The 15,613-nt window shown below is 62.7% G+C and carries 13 protein-coding genes; 4 read left to right on the top strand and 9 right to left on the bottom strand.

Annotated elements, in window-relative coordinates; translation table 11 throughout:
* Positions 1-13: 13 nt before the first annotated feature.
* The 4 genes from epsF to AC1MGT_RS21820 form a co-directional block, all read right to left on the bottom strand.
* Positions 14-1,438 (bottom strand): chain length determinant protein EpsF, encoded by a 1,425-nt coding sequence (gene epsF, locus AC1MGT_RS21835; protein ID WP_499502065.1) that lies wholly within the window; start codon positions 1,436-1,438, stop codon positions 14-16.
* A gap of 70 nt (positions 1,439-1,508) precedes the next feature.
* Positions 1,509-2,297, bottom strand: a complete 789-nt coding sequence (epsE, locus tag AC1MGT_RS21830; RefSeq protein WP_499502064.1) for a polysaccharide export protein EpsE — start codon at positions 2,295-2,297, stop codon at positions 1,509-1,511.
* Between the two features lie 103 nt (positions 2,298-2,400).
* The gene (gene epsL / locus AC1MGT_RS21825; RefSeq protein ID WP_499502063.1) at positions 2,401-3,579 is read right to left on the bottom strand and encodes an XrtB/PEP-CTERM-associated polysaccharide biosynthesis outer membrane protein EpsL; all 1,179 of its coding nucleotides are present in this window, start codon (positions 3,577-3,579) and stop codon (positions 2,401-2,403) included.
* A gap of 401 nt (positions 3,580-3,980) precedes the next feature.
* Positions 3,981-5,486: an undecaprenyl-phosphate glucose phosphotransferase gene (locus tag AC1MGT_RS21820; RefSeq protein ID WP_499502062.1), complete on the bottom strand. Its 1,506-nt coding sequence runs from the start codon at positions 5,484-5,486 to the stop codon at positions 3,981-3,983.
* Between the two features lie 825 nt (positions 5,487-6,311).
* Between AC1MGT_RS21820 and AC1MGT_RS21815 the strand changes: the two genes are divergently transcribed.
* From AC1MGT_RS21815 to AC1MGT_RS21805, 3 genes are all read left to right on the top strand, one after another.
* Complete coding sequence (locus tag AC1MGT_RS21815; RefSeq protein WP_499502061.1) at positions 6,312-6,827, top strand: dihydrofolate reductase; 516 nt, start codon at positions 6,312-6,314, stop codon at positions 6,825-6,827.
* On the top strand, positions 6,824-7,459 hold the full coding sequence (locus AC1MGT_RS21810) for a DUF4337 domain-containing protein (RefSeq protein WP_499502060.1): 636 nt from the start codon (positions 6,824-6,826) through the stop codon (positions 7,457-7,459). The genes AC1MGT_RS21815 and AC1MGT_RS21810 overlap by 4 nt, the downstream gene beginning before the upstream one ends.
* Before the next feature lie 203 nt (positions 7,460-7,662).
* Positions 7,663-9,921, top strand: a complete 2,259-nt coding sequence (locus tag AC1MGT_RS21805; protein ID WP_183551936.1) for an arginine/lysine/ornithine decarboxylase — start codon at positions 7,663-7,665, stop codon at positions 9,919-9,921.
* Between the two features lie 98 nt (positions 9,922-10,019).
* Here the strand turns inward: AC1MGT_RS21805 and AC1MGT_RS21800 are convergent, their stop codons facing one another.
* From AC1MGT_RS21800 to AC1MGT_RS21780, 5 genes are all read right to left on the bottom strand, one after another.
* Positions 10,020-11,525 carry an alpha/beta hydrolase gene (locus tag AC1MGT_RS21800; protein ID WP_499502059.1) on the bottom strand — a complete coding sequence of 502 codons (1,506 nt, stop codon included), beginning with the start codon at positions 11,523-11,525 and terminating at the stop codon, positions 10,020-10,022.
* A gap of 254 nt (positions 11,526-11,779) precedes the next feature.
* Entirely contained in the window at positions 11,780-12,346 is a 567-nt protein-coding gene (gene dcd, locus AC1MGT_RS21795; protein ID WP_332532740.1) for a dCTP deaminase, read from the bottom strand.
* A 79-nt stretch (positions 12,347-12,425) separates the two neighbouring features.
* Entirely contained in the window at positions 12,426-13,238 is an 813-nt protein-coding gene (locus AC1MGT_RS21790; protein WP_499502058.1) for an alpha/beta fold hydrolase, read from the bottom strand.
* 113 nt (positions 13,239-13,351) lie between these two features.
* Positions 13,352-14,263: a dioxygenase family protein gene (locus AC1MGT_RS21785; RefSeq protein WP_499502057.1), complete on the bottom strand. Its 912-nt coding sequence runs from the start codon at positions 14,261-14,263 to the stop codon at positions 13,352-13,354.
* Positions 14,260-14,763, bottom strand: a complete 504-nt coding sequence (locus tag AC1MGT_RS21780; RefSeq protein ID WP_499502055.1) for a Spy/CpxP family protein refolding chaperone — start codon at positions 14,761-14,763, stop codon at positions 14,260-14,262. The genes AC1MGT_RS21785 and AC1MGT_RS21780 overlap by 4 nt, the downstream gene beginning before the upstream one ends.
* A gap of 162 nt (positions 14,764-14,925) precedes the next feature.
* On the opposite strand from AC1MGT_RS21780, the gene AC1MGT_RS21775 reads away from it, so the two are divergent.
* Entirely contained in the window at positions 14,926-15,612 is a 687-nt protein-coding gene (locus AC1MGT_RS21775) for a response regulator transcription factor (RefSeq protein WP_499502054.1), read from the top strand.
* Position 15,613 lies beyond the last annotated feature (1 nt).

Below are 15,613 nucleotides of genomic sequence, written 5' to 3'. Positions count from 1 at the left end.
TGCTGATGCGCCATTACGTTGGCAGCGTCATGTTGCCCGTGCCCTTGGCGCCAGGCGGCTTCGAAAACGGCTTTTTGCCCTTGGAGGACACGCGGGGCTGCTGGATCACGCCCAGCATCGGCAGGCCGAACGCATCGACCAGGTGCGACGCCGAACGGATCCGCTGGTCCAGCAGTTCAAGCACCAGGACAGCGCCCAGGCCGAGAATCGTACCGGCAATGATCGCCAGCACGATGTTGAGCGAGACGCGCGGACCGGATGGCTGCAGCGGTGGCGTTGCCGCGCTCAGCACCGCGATGTCGGCCTGCTTGGACTCGCCTTCCAGGCTGATCGTGTTGAGGCGCTGGCTGGCCGATTCGTAGGCGCGGCGGGCGTTTTCCGCCTCGTTGGTCAGCAGGTTGAATTCGTCACGGGCGCCGTTCAGGGATTGCACGCGGTCTTTTTGCGCTGCCAGGGCCGCCCGCAGTTCGCCTTCGCGGCGCTCGCTGATGTCGGCCGAGGCCACCACGCTGCTGGACGAATTGCGCTTCTGCTGTTCCAGGTTCGAGCGCAGCTTGGCCACTTCGGACGCGGCCGCCATGTACTGCGGGTGGTTGGACGCCAGGCGCTGCGAGATGTCGGCAAACTTGGCTTCTGCCAGCGACAGGCTCGTTTGCAGGGTCTGCACCACCGGGTTGTTCATCACGTCGGGCGAGCTGCTGGAATTGCCCTGGGCCTGGCTGCGGCGCGAGGCGGCGTCCATGCTCTGGCTTTGCACGACCACCAGCTGGCTCGACAACTCGTTCAGGCGCGCGGTCTCGACGTCCAGGCGGTTGTCCGCACTGTAGATGTTGTTGTCCTTCTGGTATTTCGACAGGCGCGATTGCGCCAGCTCGTAGCGGTTGCGCAGCGTCTTGATCTGGTCCGTGATATAGCTGCTGGCGCGCTGCACCGGGTCGGTCTTGAGTTGGACACTGACGTCGAGATAGGCGTTGGCGAACGCATTCGCCGCCTTCGACACGAACTGCGGGTCGGTGCCACGGAAGTTAATCGTCAGCACGCTGCTTTCGCGTGCCGGCACCACGTCCAGATTGCCGCGCAGCGAATCGGCCAGCCACTCGCGCAGCGTGCCGCCATTGCCGCCGGTGGCATTCTGGAAGCGCGCCTGCGCGTCTGGCGCATTGGCCAGCCCCAGATCGTCGACGACCTTCAGCGCCACGCTCTTGCTCTTGATGATATCGACCTGGGTCGCAATGTAGCCGGGCATCAGCTGCGCGGGTGCGCTCAGGCCGGTGACCGGATCCACGCCCTTGTAATTGACGACCATCGCCACGGTGGCTTCGTACTTCTTGGGCTGCATCATGCTGAAGACGACGGCGGCGAGCACGGTCACGCCGAGCGCGAGCAGCACGATCTTGTAGCGCGCGCGCAGGGCGAGTAACAACAGGCTTGGGTTCATGGTTGGCTTTCAATAAGGTGCAATGGCGCGCGTACGTACAGCGCTTTCTGGTCTTGGCAATGGCGCACGGTCAGAACAGGCTTTCCTTGACGTACACGACGTCATCGGGCTGGAGCAGATCGTCGCCCTTCACACTGATGACCTGCATCTTGCCGCTTGCGTCGCGGCGCTTGACGCGAAGGCCGCGCTCGGTACCGCGCGCAGTCAATCCGCCGCCTGCCGACAGTCCCTGCAGCACCGTCATCTGGCGCTCGAGACGCAACATGCCCGGCCGCTGCACTTCACCGTAGATGTAGAAACGGGGGGCGCGCTCGACGAAGATGACGTCGCCACCCTGCAGATCGAAGTTGCCCGCCATGTCAGCGGTGCGCATCAGTTCGGCCGTATCCAGCGCGTCCTTCATGACCTTGCCATTACGGGTACGCACGACGGTGACGATGTCGCCGCCGTTGGTATCGATGCCGCCGGCCAGCGCCAGCATGTCCAGTACGCTGCGGCGACCGTCGATCGCGTAGCGCCCTGCCTTCTTGACCTGGCCGAGCACCGACACCTGCTGGCTCGTCAGCGCCGTGATCAACAGGTTCACCTGCGGCTTTTTCACGAAATTGCCGCGTTCGAGCATGCTGGCAATCTTCGCTTCTGCCGCAGCGCTCGACAAACCGGCAACGGCGACCTGCCCGACCAGCGGCATGGTGATGAAGCCCGATTCGCTGACCCGCGTTTCCACGGCCAGATCGGGGTTGCCGAACACGGAGATCTTGACGACGTCCCCGCCGCCGAGCACCAGCTCATCGGCGTGCGCGCTTCCCATGCTCCATGCCAGCAAGACGGCGAAGATACCAAGCAAGATTTGTTTCATGTTAAGTTCATTCCATTCACAAAGTGTCAATAGTGCAATTCGATCGATCGTTCATGACTGCGGCAGCACGTAACGCCGATCCAGTCCGTTCCAACGCCATGCCTCAGTTAAATTGCAATGTGGCGTTGATGGATGCGCCATTTGCCTTGTAGCTGTTCGTTCCTGCGGCGAGGCTTCCCGAGCGCTGCTCCTGAAATGCCCGCGCCTTGATGGTGATATTGCGCAGCGGCTTGTACACCAGGCCCACCGACCGTGTGTCGCGGCTATCGCTGGCCAGATCCGACGCGACCACTGGCTGGACTACGCCACCAAACGGCTTGAATTCGCGTTGTTCGTGCCGCACATCCACCTCGGCCTGAATCTTCGCCGACAGGTCCCAGGTCACCTGGGCGCTGGCGCCATTGGCCAATGCACTGCCGATCAGCGCGCCGTCGATGGCGGCAAATTCGCGCCAGGCCTGGCCGGTGACCTTCACCTTCCCTGCCGGCGTATAGTTGACGATCAGCCGTGCATTGGTGCCACTGTCGTCGCGCGTCGACTGGCCCATCTGCTTGCGCTGCACCCAGCCGCCAAGAAACAGCATTTGCGTGCTACCCGTTGCCAGCCACAAAACATTGAGTTTCGCTTCGTCCTGCTCGTAACCGTTGATCATCGTGCCGGTGTTGCCAACCGTGAGCCAGTTCGGGTAATTCCCTTCCAACCGGCGTAGCTGAAAGCCGGCAGTGCTGCCGCTGCGGGCCAGATAATCAAACCCCACGACCCGCGAATCCTCGGTGCGATCGCTGGCGCGCTGCGACGCGAGTTCATAGGCGTACTCCTCTTTCGAGACTTCGCCACGCAACTGCCAGCTTGGATGGAACCGCCACCGGCCATCGGCGTAACGCTTCTTGCTCACCCGCAGGTTGCGCTGCACAACGTCGAAATCGGCAAACGATGCGAGCTCCTGGCGGTAGTAGCCGCCAATATGCCCATCAAAACGTGATGCGACGAACCAGTGCCAGTCACCGCGGATGTCCTTGCGGAGATAATCGAGCTGGGTATTGCGATCAAATTTCACGGACGAAAAGTCTGCAACCGCGCTCAACAACTGACGACTGACGGGGCGCTCGAAGCGCAGGCCGCCTCCAGTACTGCGGTAGGTGTCGCCACGCGCCGCCGACCGTGTCGCCTCGTCATTCGATGAGCGGAACAGGTTGTCGTCATGTTCGACGCCGGCGGTAACGAACGGCTGCAGGGTGCCGGAGAACGCGGGCATGCTCGTTAGGGAACAGAGCAGCGCCACGTATCCAGCCGTCGTCAGCGTCGAGCAAAGACGGCTGGCTGGCAGCCGGCGTCGTGATCGCGGTGCGACGGACCCAACATGACGTTCGCAGGTTCGCAGTAAGTACAAGAAGAATCCAATCCCAAATAATATTTTTTCACGCTTCTTCCTGCTCGCCTGCAACCCACACGCACGCCGTACATTTCTTGAATCAGTACATCAAAGACCCGTTGTACCCGGCAGGCAAACATGTCTTTTTATCAGGATAAGTTGCAATTCTACTACACCACCTCACGAACGCCTGTTCGTTACGCGTGCTCGATAAGGACTGTCAGATCGTTCGGTACAGAGGCAACATGGACCGCTGGCGTGACTGCCGGCAGGACGCGCCTGACAGGCCTCAAGACGCGTACTGCGTTGATTCAATAGGCAGTTTTGTGGAACCATACTGAGAACGCCGTCATGACGAGGATCTTCATGTCCAGCATCAGCGACCAGTGCTCGATGTAATGCAGATCGTGCTCGACGCGGCGCTGCATCTTGTCCAGCGTATCGGTCTCGCCGCGGAATCCGTTCACCTGCGCCCAGCCTGTAATGCCTGGCTTGACGTTGTGCCGGGCGTAATATTCGGAGATGATGGCGCCGAATTCCAGGTTGTGCTTGATGGCATGGGGCCGCGGACCGACGATCGACATATGGCCGAACAGTACATTGAAGATCTGCGGCAGCTCGTCCAGGCTGCTGCGGCGCAGGAAGCCGCCAACACGCGTAACCCGGCTGTCATAGCGCGTCGCCTGCTTGACCTCCCCGCTGGCACAGTCGTCCACCTTCATCGAGCGGAACTTCCAGACCTCGAATTCCTGGTTGTTGAAACCATGGCGCCGTTGCTTGAAGATCACCGGACCAGGGCTGTCGAGCTTGACGGCGAGCGCAATGATTGCCAGTACCGGGCTGACGAGGGCAAGCAGGATGCTGGAGATCACGAGATCCTCGATCCGCTTCAAACTCCCCATCTGCTCGCCGATGCGGCTATTGGCAATCGTCAGGACCGGCACGCCCGCAAGGCGCTCCATATTAATGGACGGGAATTGCCAGACGACGTTGTTCGGCACCAGGTCAATCCTGACGGGCACAGTACGCAGCTTCGTGAGCAGGGCTTCGACACGCTCGGTCGCGAGCCAGGGTAGCGCTACCACGACACGGTCAACGGGATTGCTGCGGATGTAATCGAGCATCGTGCACGTCGAACCCAGCATGTGCTGGCGCAGCGTCTCCGGGATGCCCCGCTCGACGCGGTCGTCGAACACGCCCAGCACGCGGATGTTCGCGTGGCTGTTACGCTTGATTGCATTGACGATCAGTTCGGCGCGCTCGTTGGCGCCGACAATGATGATCGATTCGTCGAGCATATTGGCCATGCGCGCACGATAAATCATTCGCGTGAGGATGAGACGGTTCGCGAGCAGCAGCACGAACCAGGCGCAGGCACTGGTTGCGACCCAGACGCGCGAAAACTCCGGCAACGTACCGGACAGGTAGCCGACGATCATGATCAGCGAAAGACCACCGAAGAAGCCCAGTCCCAACTTACTCAGGAGGGCATTGAGCGACAGGATCTCACGCTCGCGATAGGCCTGCGCGCAGTGCAGCGAGACGATGATGACGAGCGTGCTCAGGTAGATAAAGAGGTGGCCAGCCGTCGTCAGCCTGGCGTCGAGCCCGAAGCGCACGAAAAAGCCGCCAAAGCCGGCGAGCAGCAGTACAGCGATATCCGAGATCTTGAGCAGATTGATGAAGAACGGCAGCCAGTATCTGGCCGACGATTGCGCACTGCCCTTCTTCAGCAGTGAACCAAGGTCGCCACCGACATCCGACGAGCGATGTTTATCGTGTTCGCCGACAACGGCAGCAGGGTCGAAGTTTTTCATCGTGACAGATCCAATCATCATGAATTGAATAAGGTGCGCAACTTCCGCCAGCAGGTACACCTTGTGCGACCCACCGAGAACGCTTGCGACCACGACAAAGGCGCGATGGCCTCCTTGCGCCGGTAGCTCTGCGGCTACCGAACACCGCCCCCAAGCGTGCTGCAGAAGCTGGATTTGCTTCCCTATCCAATTGTTTGCTGCAGCGCCGCGTAACGCGTACTACTCAAAAAGAAAAATGAAATCGACTTCATCAAGCAACAACGCAAAATTAAGTTTGCATCATTTGATGCACATCAATAACATAAATAGACTATATGCTAATTTAGCTTCAAAGTCATTAGTTTTGACGCGACGCAGCAAAATATATAAATTACAACTAGCAACGTAAATTTCCCCTTCGCAAACCATCCTCGTTTCGCGTCCACGTGCTGTTCTGGACAGACAACCTGGATGGTCGATGACAACTGTTTACCCGGGGTTTCACATGCAAAGACGTGCGCACCATGCGCCACTTGCGCCTGGTGCCAACCTGGCGCTGACATTACCCCGGCGCTCGGGGCCGGTACATACTGCTTACTTTTTATTACTGTTTTCCCCGACCCAGCCTGCATGCGCGGATTGGTCGATCAATCAAGAGCCGCTTGATATAGTTACCCTCCCCGCGACACCGAGCTGTTGTCAGTACAGCGTATACCTTGCAGAATGCTGCACCTGCTGTCGATTAACGGTATAAATATTGGTATGATGCAAGGTCTTGATACTTCAGACACCACAGGACCCTCTGATGCCAGTTTCCAACGCCGCGACCGTCACGCGCCCCCTGCCATGACCGCGCACCTGACCCTGGTAGTTGCCATTGACCAAGACAATGGCATTGGTATCGACAACCGCATGCCATGGCACCTGCCGCACGACCTGGCGCACTTCAAGCGCGTCACGCTCGGCAAACCAGTGATCATGGGCCGCAAGACGTTCGACTCGATCGGCCGCCCGCTGCCGGGCCGGCGCAATATCGTCATTACACGCAATGCCGACTGGTCGCATGACGGCGCCGAGCGCGCCCCATCGCTGGATGCTGCCATCGCGCTGCTGGACGGTGCGCCGGCCAGCATCATCGGGGGCGCGCAGATCTTCAACGCCGCAATCGACCAGGCCGACGCCATGATCGTCACGCACATCGATCACCGTTTCACCTGCGACACGTTCTTCCCGCCGATCGACCCTGCCGTGTGGATAGAGACCGCGCGCGAGACGCACCATCAGCCGCAGCGCGACGACGCGCCCGGATTCGATTACGCCTACGTCACTTACCAGCGCAGCGCCAGCAAGGGCGCGCCATGAGCAGCGCGCTCCGCCCCCCTGGTTCGCGCGGCGGTGACGGCTTCGCCGGCCGCGTCGCCGTCCTGATCGCGGTGCTGGCCACGATCGGCACGCTGTTTGCCTTTCTCGGCACCTCGTCGCACAACGACGCGAGCCTGTTCAAGACGACGGCCGCAATGGAAAAGACCAGTGCGGCCAACGCCTGGGCCCATTACCAGGCCAAGTCGAGCCGCCAGAATCTGGCCGAACTGGCCGCCACGCTGCCCGGCGTCGATGCTGGCCGCTACACCCAGCAGGCCGAGCGCTATCGCCTCGAGAAAGACGTGATCCGCAAGGAAGCAGAGCGCTGGGAGGCTTCGTCGCGCGACTGGAACCGGCGCTCCGAAGAAGCGCTGCACCGCCAGCGTCAGTGGGCGGCAGCGTCGGTCGCGCAGCAGATCGCGATTTCACTGGCCGCGATCACGCTGCTGGCACGCCGCACGTGGCTGCTGACGCTGACCGGCGCCGTCGCCACCTTCGGCATCACGCTCGGTCTGTTCGCGTTTCTGGAAGGGTCCACGACGGCATTGTCGCCCGTGCCGCTGGGCGCGGCGCTGGCTGCCGCGCTGCTGACCGAGGGGGTTCGGCGCGCCGGGCGCCATCTGGACAGCTAGGGTGCGACACTGAACTGCGTGAGTGGTTAATGTAGCAAACAAGCTGGCATCAATGCTGGCAAAAAAACCTCACCGGAGCCCGCAATTTCTGCGAAAATCCGCTACTCATTTTCTACGGTGCCGTGCGCGGCGGCCCTGCTCCACTTCGGAATGATCCGGTGTGGCGCGGCCGCTCCCCACGGCGCTTCGCTTTGGAGCTGTCCATGAAATTTCGTTTCCCCATCGTCATCATCGACGAGGACTTCCGCTCGGAGAACACCTCCGGCCTTGGCATTCGCGCCCTCGCGGCGGCGATGGAACAAGAAGGTATGGAGGTCGTTGGCGTGACCAGCTATGGCGACCTGTCCCAGTTCGCCCAGCAGCAGTCGCGCGCATCGGCATTCGTGCTGTCGATCGATGACGAGGAATTCGGCAGCGGCTCGCTGGAGGACACTGATTCGGCGCTGGTCGGCCTGCGCGCCTTCGTCAAGGAAATCCGCCACAAGAATGCGGACATCCCGATCTACATCTATGGCGAAACCCGCACCAGCCGCCACATCCCGAACGATGTGCTCAAGGAGCTGCATGGCTTCATCCACATGTTCGAAGACACGCCCGAATTCGTCGCGCGCCACATCATCCGCGAAGCCAAAGCGTATCTGGATAGCCTGGCGCCGCCATTCTTCCGCGCGCTGGTGAACTACGCGTACGACGGTTCGTACTCGTGGCACTGCCCCGGCCACTCGGGCGGCGTCGCCTTTTTGAAGTCGCCGATCGGCCAGATGTTCCACCAGTTCTTCGGCGAGAACATGCTGCGCGCCGACGTCTGCAACGCGGTCGAGGAACTCGGTCAGCTGCTGGACCACACGGGCCCGATCGCCAAATCCGAACGCAACGCTGCGCGCATCTATGGCGCCGACCATTGCTACTTCGTGACCAACGGCACCTCGACCTCGAACAAGATGGTGTGGCACTCGACCGTTGCGCCGGGCGACATCGTCGTCGTCGACCGCAACTGCCACAAGTCGATCCTGCACTCGATCATCATGTGCGGCGCGATTCCCGTGTTCCTGATGCCGACCCGGAACAACCTGGGCATCATCGGCCCGATTCCGCTGTCCGAATTCACGCCCGAATCGATCGCCCGCAAGATCGAGGCCAATCCGTTCGCCCGCGAAGCCGTCAACAAGAAGCCACGCATCCTGACCATCACCCAGTCGACCTACGACGGCGTGGTCTACAACGTCGAGACGCTGCGCGAAATGCTGGACGGTAAAATCGACACGCTGCACTTCGACGAAGCGTGGCTGCCGCACGCGACGTTCCACGACTTCTACAAGAACATGCACGCGATCGGCCAGAACCGTCCGCGCGCGAAAGAGTCGATGATCTTCTCGACCCAGTCGACGCACAAGCTGCTGGCCGGCCTGTCACAGGCTTCCCAAGTACTGGTGCGCGAATCGCAGTCGGTCAAGCTCGACCAGGATGCGTTCAATGAAGCGTACCTGATGCACACGTCGACCTCGCCGCAGTACTCGATCATCGCCTCGTGCGACGTCGCTGCCGCGATGATGGAAGCGCCAGGCGGCACCGCGCTGGTCGAAGAGTCGATCCTGGAAGCGCTGGACTTCCGCCGCGCGATGAAGAAGGTCGACCAGGACTTCGGTACCGACTGGTGGTTCCAGGTCTGGGGTCCGGACAAGTTCTCGGAAGAAGGCATCGGCACGCAGGACGACTGGATGATCCGCGCCGAAGAATCGTGGCACGGTTTTGGCGATCTGGCCCCGGGCTTCAATATGCTCGACCCGATCAAGGCGACCATCGTCACGCCTGGCCTGAACCTGTCGGGCCAGTTCGGCGAGACCGGCATTCCGGCCTCGATCGTCACCAAGTATCTGGCCGAACACGGCGTCATCATCGAGAAGTGCGGGCTGTATTCGTTCTTCATCATGTTTACGATCGGGATCACCAAGGGCCGCTGGAACACGCTGGTCACGGCGCTGCAGCAGTTCAAGGACGATTACGACCGCAACGCGCAGATGTGGCGTGCGATGCCGCAGTTCGCCGCGGCCAACCCGCGCTACGAAATGCACGGCCTGCGCGACCTGTGCACCGAGATCCACACGTTCTACAAGTCGCACGACGTGGCGCGCCTGACGACCGAGATGTACCTGTCGGACATGATCCCGGCAATGAAGCCGTCGGACGCGTTCGCGCACATGGCACACCGCAAGATCGAGCGCGTGGCGATCGACGAACTCGAAGGCCGCATCACCGCGATCCTGCTGACGCCGTACCCGCCGGGCATCCCGCTGCTGATCCCGGGCGAGCGCTTCAACCGCACGATCGTCGATTACCTGCGCTTTGCACGTGACTTCAACGAGCGCTTCCCCGGCTTCGAGACCGATGTGCACGGCCTGGTCAAGCGTGAAGTCGATGGCAAGCGCGGCTACTTCGTCGACTGCGTTCAGCAGGACGACTGATCCCGCAGGCTGCGCCGGCAGGCCAGCCAGGTAATAAAAACAACGCCAGCCAACCGGCTGGCGTTGTTGCATCAAGCGTGCGTGTTAAGCGTGCGTGTTCAGCGCGGCGCGCACTGCGGCAAGGCGGCCCGCGTGGCCAGCAACGCACGGCTGTCGTCCACTGACGGCGTGTTGTCGGTGAATTTGCAGCCGTACTGCGGATCGGCCACGATGGACGGCGTCAGCACGTCGTCACCCTCGGGCTTGACGCCCTGCTGCTCCCATTTGACCATCGCGTCGAACGCGGATGCCTGTTCGGCGATCGTGAAGTCGCAGTGGGCGATCCCGCGAATGGCACGCTGGACCAGCAGGTTCGACGTGCCCAGTGCATCGGCGCGGCGTTTGTAGATCTGCTCCATCTTGAACGGCACGTACAGGTCGCCGAGCGTATGGATGGTCACCACCGGCACGGTGATCCGCGCGTTCGTCTTCGGCACCCAGCGCAAGCCGTCGCGGCGCAGCCGGTTGGCGCCAGGTGCGGCAGGCACGCGGAAGATGCTCGCATTGTAGGCAACTTCATCGGCGCTGATGGACGGGTCAGCATCGAGCTGGAAGAAGATGTCATTGGTCGTCACGACGTCATCGAGAAGGATGCCCTGCATCTTGCCGTCGCGCCCGAACGTGCCCCAGACCGTGGCCTGGTACGCGCTGGCATACGCGTAGTCGAACAGCGGACGGGTGCCGCCGCTGAGGTTGGCAACAATTTGCTTCAACCGCAGACCTTGCGTGGTCGGCACTGCCGGCGCGTTCGGCGTGCTGCCACCCGGGAAGCTTGAGAACATCTTCGCCCTCACCTGCGGGCCGATGGTTGCCCAGTCGGCCGGCGGCCAGCGCGTGGCCGGCATGCCGGCCTCCACCATGGCGGCAGTCTGGTAAGCGGCGAAATAATCGTAGAGTTCCGTGTCGCCCAGCACGCCGCACATCGGCACCGCACCGTTGTAGCGGATCTTGTTGATGGCTGTCTCGATGTTTTCCTCGTCCACAGCAGCGGCTGTGACATGGCCACCCATCGAATTGCCAATGATGTAGGTTTTGCTCGGCGCTGCCAGGGTGCGGCCGTTCTTGCCGGCGATGTCACGGAAAGCCAGCGCCAGCGCATTCGTGTCTTCGACGCCGGCGCGCACGTCATAGTAGTTGGTGCTATAGCTCGAGGCGGCCCACGCATAGCCCTGGCTGATCAGGTGGCGGCGCAGCGCTGGCGGCGCCACTTCCAGCGCCGGGCCCGTGCCGCCGTAGCCGTGGGCGTACATGACCAGCATGCCGTTCCAGTTCTTCGGCACTTCGATCTGGTAACCCGCCTTGTTCAGCACGCCCCACCAGCGGTCGGTCTCCGGCGCATTCGCCATGCTATTGAATGGCAGGTTGCTTTCGATGACCGCATAGGTGCGCCCGTCTTGCGGGCGGAGTGGTTCTGGCTGGACGGCAACCGGCGGCGTGGTCGCCAGCGGCGGTGCGCCGACATCGTCGTCTCCGCCACAGGCGGATAGCGCCAGGACGGCGATGAGTGACGGTACTACCCGCGCCGCAATGCGGCGGGACGTGCAGGGTGCAAGCTGCGTTTTCATCAACACTGTCTCCATGATTTTAGTTTTGCACAGCGAAACCAAAAATCACTGTGTGATTTATTGTAGATCGAAACGGTGTGCGCAGGCGTGCCGGGTCGCGCGGCGTGCTGCAGGCAGATGGGAGTGCGGCTTGGCGGTGAGGGAGCGGCAGTGCAGGCCTGACAAGGTGTCAGGCCCGTGGTGTACGGGGCAGGTCTGGCCGCTCTGCGGCGGTCACACTGCCCCGACTGAATGCAGAATGATGGTGCAGTGGCTCAGGCTTTCGGCAGCGTCACGCCGATCTGGCCCTGGTACTTGCCGTCACGGTCCTTGTACGACGTTTCGCAGACTTCATCGCTTTCGAAGAACAGCACCTGCGCGCAGCCTTCGCCCGCGTAGATCTTCGCTGGCAGCGGTGTCGTGTTCGAGAACTCGAGCGTCACGTAGCCTTCCCATTCCGGTTCGAACGGCGTGACATTGACGATGATGCCGCAGCGCGCATAGGTCGATTTGCCCAGGCAGATCGTCAGCACATTGCGCGGGATGCGGAAGTATTCGATCGTGCGCGCCAGCGCGAACGAGTTCGGCGGGATGATGCAGACGTCGCTCTTGATGTCGACGAACGAGTTCGAGTCGAAGTTCTTCGGGTCGACGATCGTGCTGTTGATGTTGGTGAAGACCTTGAATTCATCGGCGCAGCGGATGTCATAGCCGTACGACGAGGTGCCGAACGAGATGATCCGGCGGCCATCCTGCTCGCGCACCTGCTGCGGCTCGAATGGCTCGATCATGCCAGTGCTTTGCGCCATGCGGCGGATCCAGTTGTCGCTCTTGATAGTCATTTGTGGGTTTCCAGCAGGGAGAAAATCACGCGATTTTACGCGAAAAGGCGCTGGCCGTGATGCTTTGGCAATGATTGATTTACTGGCCGCCCACCTCGGTGCCGCCGAGCAGACGCTTGATCATCGCGTGGACCAGCCGCGCCGTCTCGGCCGGTTTTTCAAGCGGATACAGATGGCCGCCTTCGATCATGGCCAGGTGCTCGCCCACCAGCTTGCGCGTGGAGGCGAGTCCTGCCTGCCGCATCTCTTCGGACACGGTGCCGGCGATGAAACCGACGGGCACCGGGAACGGCGCGCGGATCACGGCGCCCATATGGTGCGGCAGGGACTGGTAAATGGCAGATTCGACGTCGCGCCGGAAGCGCAGCGTGACACCATCGGGATGCGGTGCCAGGCCATGCTCCATGTAGTCGTCGAGCGCGCCCGGCGCCCAAGCCTGGAAGATCGACTTGGCGTGGAAGTGGCGGTAGGCGGCGTCACGGTCCGGCCAGTGCTCGCGCCGCTTGTACGAAAAGCGCGCCGGCGACAGCCGTGCGCCCCACCCCGCCAGCTTGGCCAGGCGCCAGACCAGCGCGCGCCAGCCGGCCACCACGGGTGAATCGAGCATCACCACACAGCGCACCAGATCGGGCCGGCGCCGCGCCGCCATCGTCGACAGCGCGCCGCCCAGCGAATGGCCAACAAGGATCGCCGGCTTGCCATAGCCTTCCAGGTGCGCAATCAGCTCGTCGGTCAGCGTGTTCCAGCCATCGCCGACCGGGTAGCGCGGATCGTGGCCATGCATGTCCAGCGTGCGCACGTCGTAGTGCTCGGCAAGATGCGTCAGCAGGCGATTGTAGGTGCCAGCCGGGTAGCTGTTTCCGTGGGCGAAGTGCAGCAGCGGTTTGGGCATGGTCAGGGATGGTTATCAGGGATGGTGGCCGGGGATCTTGGCCAAATTATGCGGCCCATTGTAATGGCGTCTCCGGCCCCGGCCCCGATCTTGGGAGCACGTTTAGAACGAATTCACCAATTTACGCCGACTGTCAGCGTGGCGCTGTAACCCTGACTGGCCGTGCCCGTGACACTCGCCATCTGCAGCGCGGTGCCGTCGCTGAACACGTTATCAAGCGCAAAGCTCATGCGCGCCAGATTGCTGACGCTGCTGCCGTAGCCGCTGCTGGTGTAGGCTTCGTTGGCGATCGCCAGCGGGAACGTGAACTGCGAAGTCTTGATGCGGTTCGCGGCGCTCGTCGACTTGCCCAGCGACGGATAGACCTCGAAGTGCACGTGTGGCATGCGCCCGTCGTAGCAGCCCGGGAAGATGGTCGTAAAAGTCACATAGCCTTCGCTGTCGGCTTCCTGCACGCCGCGCAGATAGTTTTCGCCGATGATGCCGCTGCTGTACATCGAGTAACCCCCTTCGCGCGTGCAGTGCCACAGGTAGACCGTGGCGCCGGCCGCGGCCGCGCAGCCCTGCGCCACGTTCTCGATCTTCAGGCGGATCGTCAGCGGCACACCGGCCGCCACGCCGCTGGCGCCGGCCACGCTGGTCCGGATATCGCTGCGCACGATGCCGGACAGGACCAGCGCATTGGCCACGCCATTGGCATTGCGATTGGTGCCGTCGCCCGGATACGGCCCGCCCGTTTCTTCGGGAATCACCGAGCAGACTGCACTGCCGCCGCTTGTGCCGGCGGCACCCGTCGTGGTGGTGGAACTGGACAGACCGAAACCATCGTCCGCGCTGCTGCTACCGCCGCACCCAGCGAGGGGCAGGACCGCGCTGCCCGCGCCGGCAAGCAGCCAGCGCAGCGACTGGCGCCGGGTGGCCGACCGGGTCAGCATGCGGGCAAGGTCGGCGCCCAGACTCTGGTGATGGTCGGCATCGTGCTCGGGGTGCTGCCCGGTGTCTTGATGATGGCGTACTGCGTTCATTTTCTGCTGTCTCCCTCATGGGTATCGTGGCATTCATGATCAGCTTTGCGGCCCCTGCCACGCGGCGCGTCGAGCTGCGCACGCTGTTGTAGCGTGAGCACTGCCTTGAGCATGGCGCGTGTCTGCAGCCGCAGCAGCTCCTGGTCGGCGATCGCCTGGCCCAGCGCCTGCGCGGCGGCGGATGCTGCGGCCCCGTCGAACTCCGGTGCACCTGCCACCGCGCGCAGCGCCGCGTCGGCCCTGCGCCCGGCAAGGTCCAGCGCGCGCCGCCGGGGCGCCTGGCCGTGCAGGATCGTGAAGACGCGTTCGTTCTGCGCATCGCTCAGGTTCAGGCCGCGCAGGAATGGCGGCGTGCCGAACGGACCGGTTTCGCCGTCGCGCTCGTACCGTTGACCGAACGGCGGGCCGTCGTGCCCCGGACCGTCCGGTGGCGGCATCGGCTGGGCCAGGACGGCGGGCGCGGCCAGCAGGCAGACGGAGAAGGCGGTCGCGGCGCGCAATCCGGATAGTGTGGGGCGCGGGGAAGCTGCTCGTGTCATCGTGGACCTCTCTTGTCGTGGAAGCGGCCATTGTGTGGCGGCGGCGTGTAAAGCGCGTCTAAGCCAGGTAAATCCGCGTAAAGCACCGCAGACGGCGCCGACCTGCTGCGCTATCCTGTCGCCATGAATCACGTTTTGCTCATCGACGACGACGTCGAACTGGTCGGCATGTTTGCCGAATACCTCGAACAGGAAGGCTTTCCCGTCACCTGCGTGCACAATGGCGAGGACGGCGCGCGCGCCGCGCTGACCGGCGGCTACGCCATCGCGGTCCTCGATGTCATGATGCCCGGCGCGGGCGGCATCGAAGCGCTGCGCCAGATCCGCGCCGGCAGCCGCATGCCGGTGCTGATGCTCACGGCGCGCGGTGACGACGCCGACCGTATCCTGGGCCTCGAACTGGGCGCGGACGATTACGTGGCCAAGCCCTGCACGCCGCGTGAACTGACGGCGCGCGTGCGCGCCATCCTGCGCCGCACCCAGGCCGCGCCCGAGAGCGGCCCCGGGGTCGTGCTCAGCGTCGGCAAGCTGACGATGCTGCCCGAACAGCGCCGCGCCACCTGGGATGGCCAGCATCTCGACCTGACCAGCACCGAATTCAATCTGCTCGAAGTCCTGGCCCGCAATGCCGGCCGCCCGGTCAGCAAGAACGATTTGTCCGAACAGGGCCTGGGCCGGCCACTGGCGCGGTTCGATCGCAATATCGACGTCCACCTGAGCAGCCTGCGGCACAAGCTGGGGCCGTTGGCCGACGGCCGCTCCTGCCTGCAGACGATCTACCGCCAGGGCTACCAGTTGATCAAGGAGTAGC

This window comes from Telluria sp. BA11, assembly GCF_056680305.1.
This window is presented reverse-complemented; position numbering and strand designations above follow the sequence as displayed.

Coding starts and splice junctions, on each gene's coding strand:
- AC1MGT_RS21810 (WP_499502060.1), top strand. CDS start 6,824: ATGAGCAGCGCGCTCCGCCCCCCTGGTTCGCGCGGCGGTGACGGCTTC.
- AC1MGT_RS21785 (WP_499502057.1), bottom strand. CDS start 14,263: ATGAACGCAGTACGCCATCATCAAGACACCGGGCAGCACCCCGAGCAC.
- AC1MGT_RS21800 (WP_499502059.1), bottom strand. CDS start 11,525: ATGAAAACGCAGCTTGCACCCTGCACGTCCCGCCGCATTGCGGCGCGG.
- epsE (WP_499502064.1), bottom strand. CDS start 2,297: ATGAAACAAATCTTGCTTGGTATCTTCGCCGTCTTGCTGGCATGGAGC.
- AC1MGT_RS21775 (WP_499502054.1), top strand. CDS start 14,926: ATGAATCACGTTTTGCTCATCGACGACGACGTCGAACTGGTCGGCATG.
- AC1MGT_RS21820 (WP_499502062.1), bottom strand. CDS start 5,486: ATGAAAAACTTCGACCCTGCTGCCGTTGTCGGCGAACACGATAAACAT.
- AC1MGT_RS21790 (WP_499502058.1), bottom strand. CDS start 13,238: ATGCCCAAACCGCTGCTGCACTTCGCCCACGGAAACAGCTACCCGGCT.
- epsF (WP_499502065.1), bottom strand. CDS start 1,438: ATGAACCCAAGCCTGTTGTTACTCGCCCTGCGCGCGCGCTACAAGATC.
- AC1MGT_RS21805 (WP_183551936.1), top strand. CDS start 7,663: ATGAAATTTCGTTTCCCCATCGTCATCATCGACGAGGACTTCCGCTCG.
- AC1MGT_RS21815 (WP_499502061.1), top strand. CDS start 6,312: ATGACCGCGCACCTGACCCTGGTAGTTGCCATTGACCAAGACAATGGC.
- dcd (WP_332532740.1), bottom strand. CDS start 12,346: ATGACTATCAAGAGCGACAACTGGATCCGCCGCATGGCGCAAAGCACT.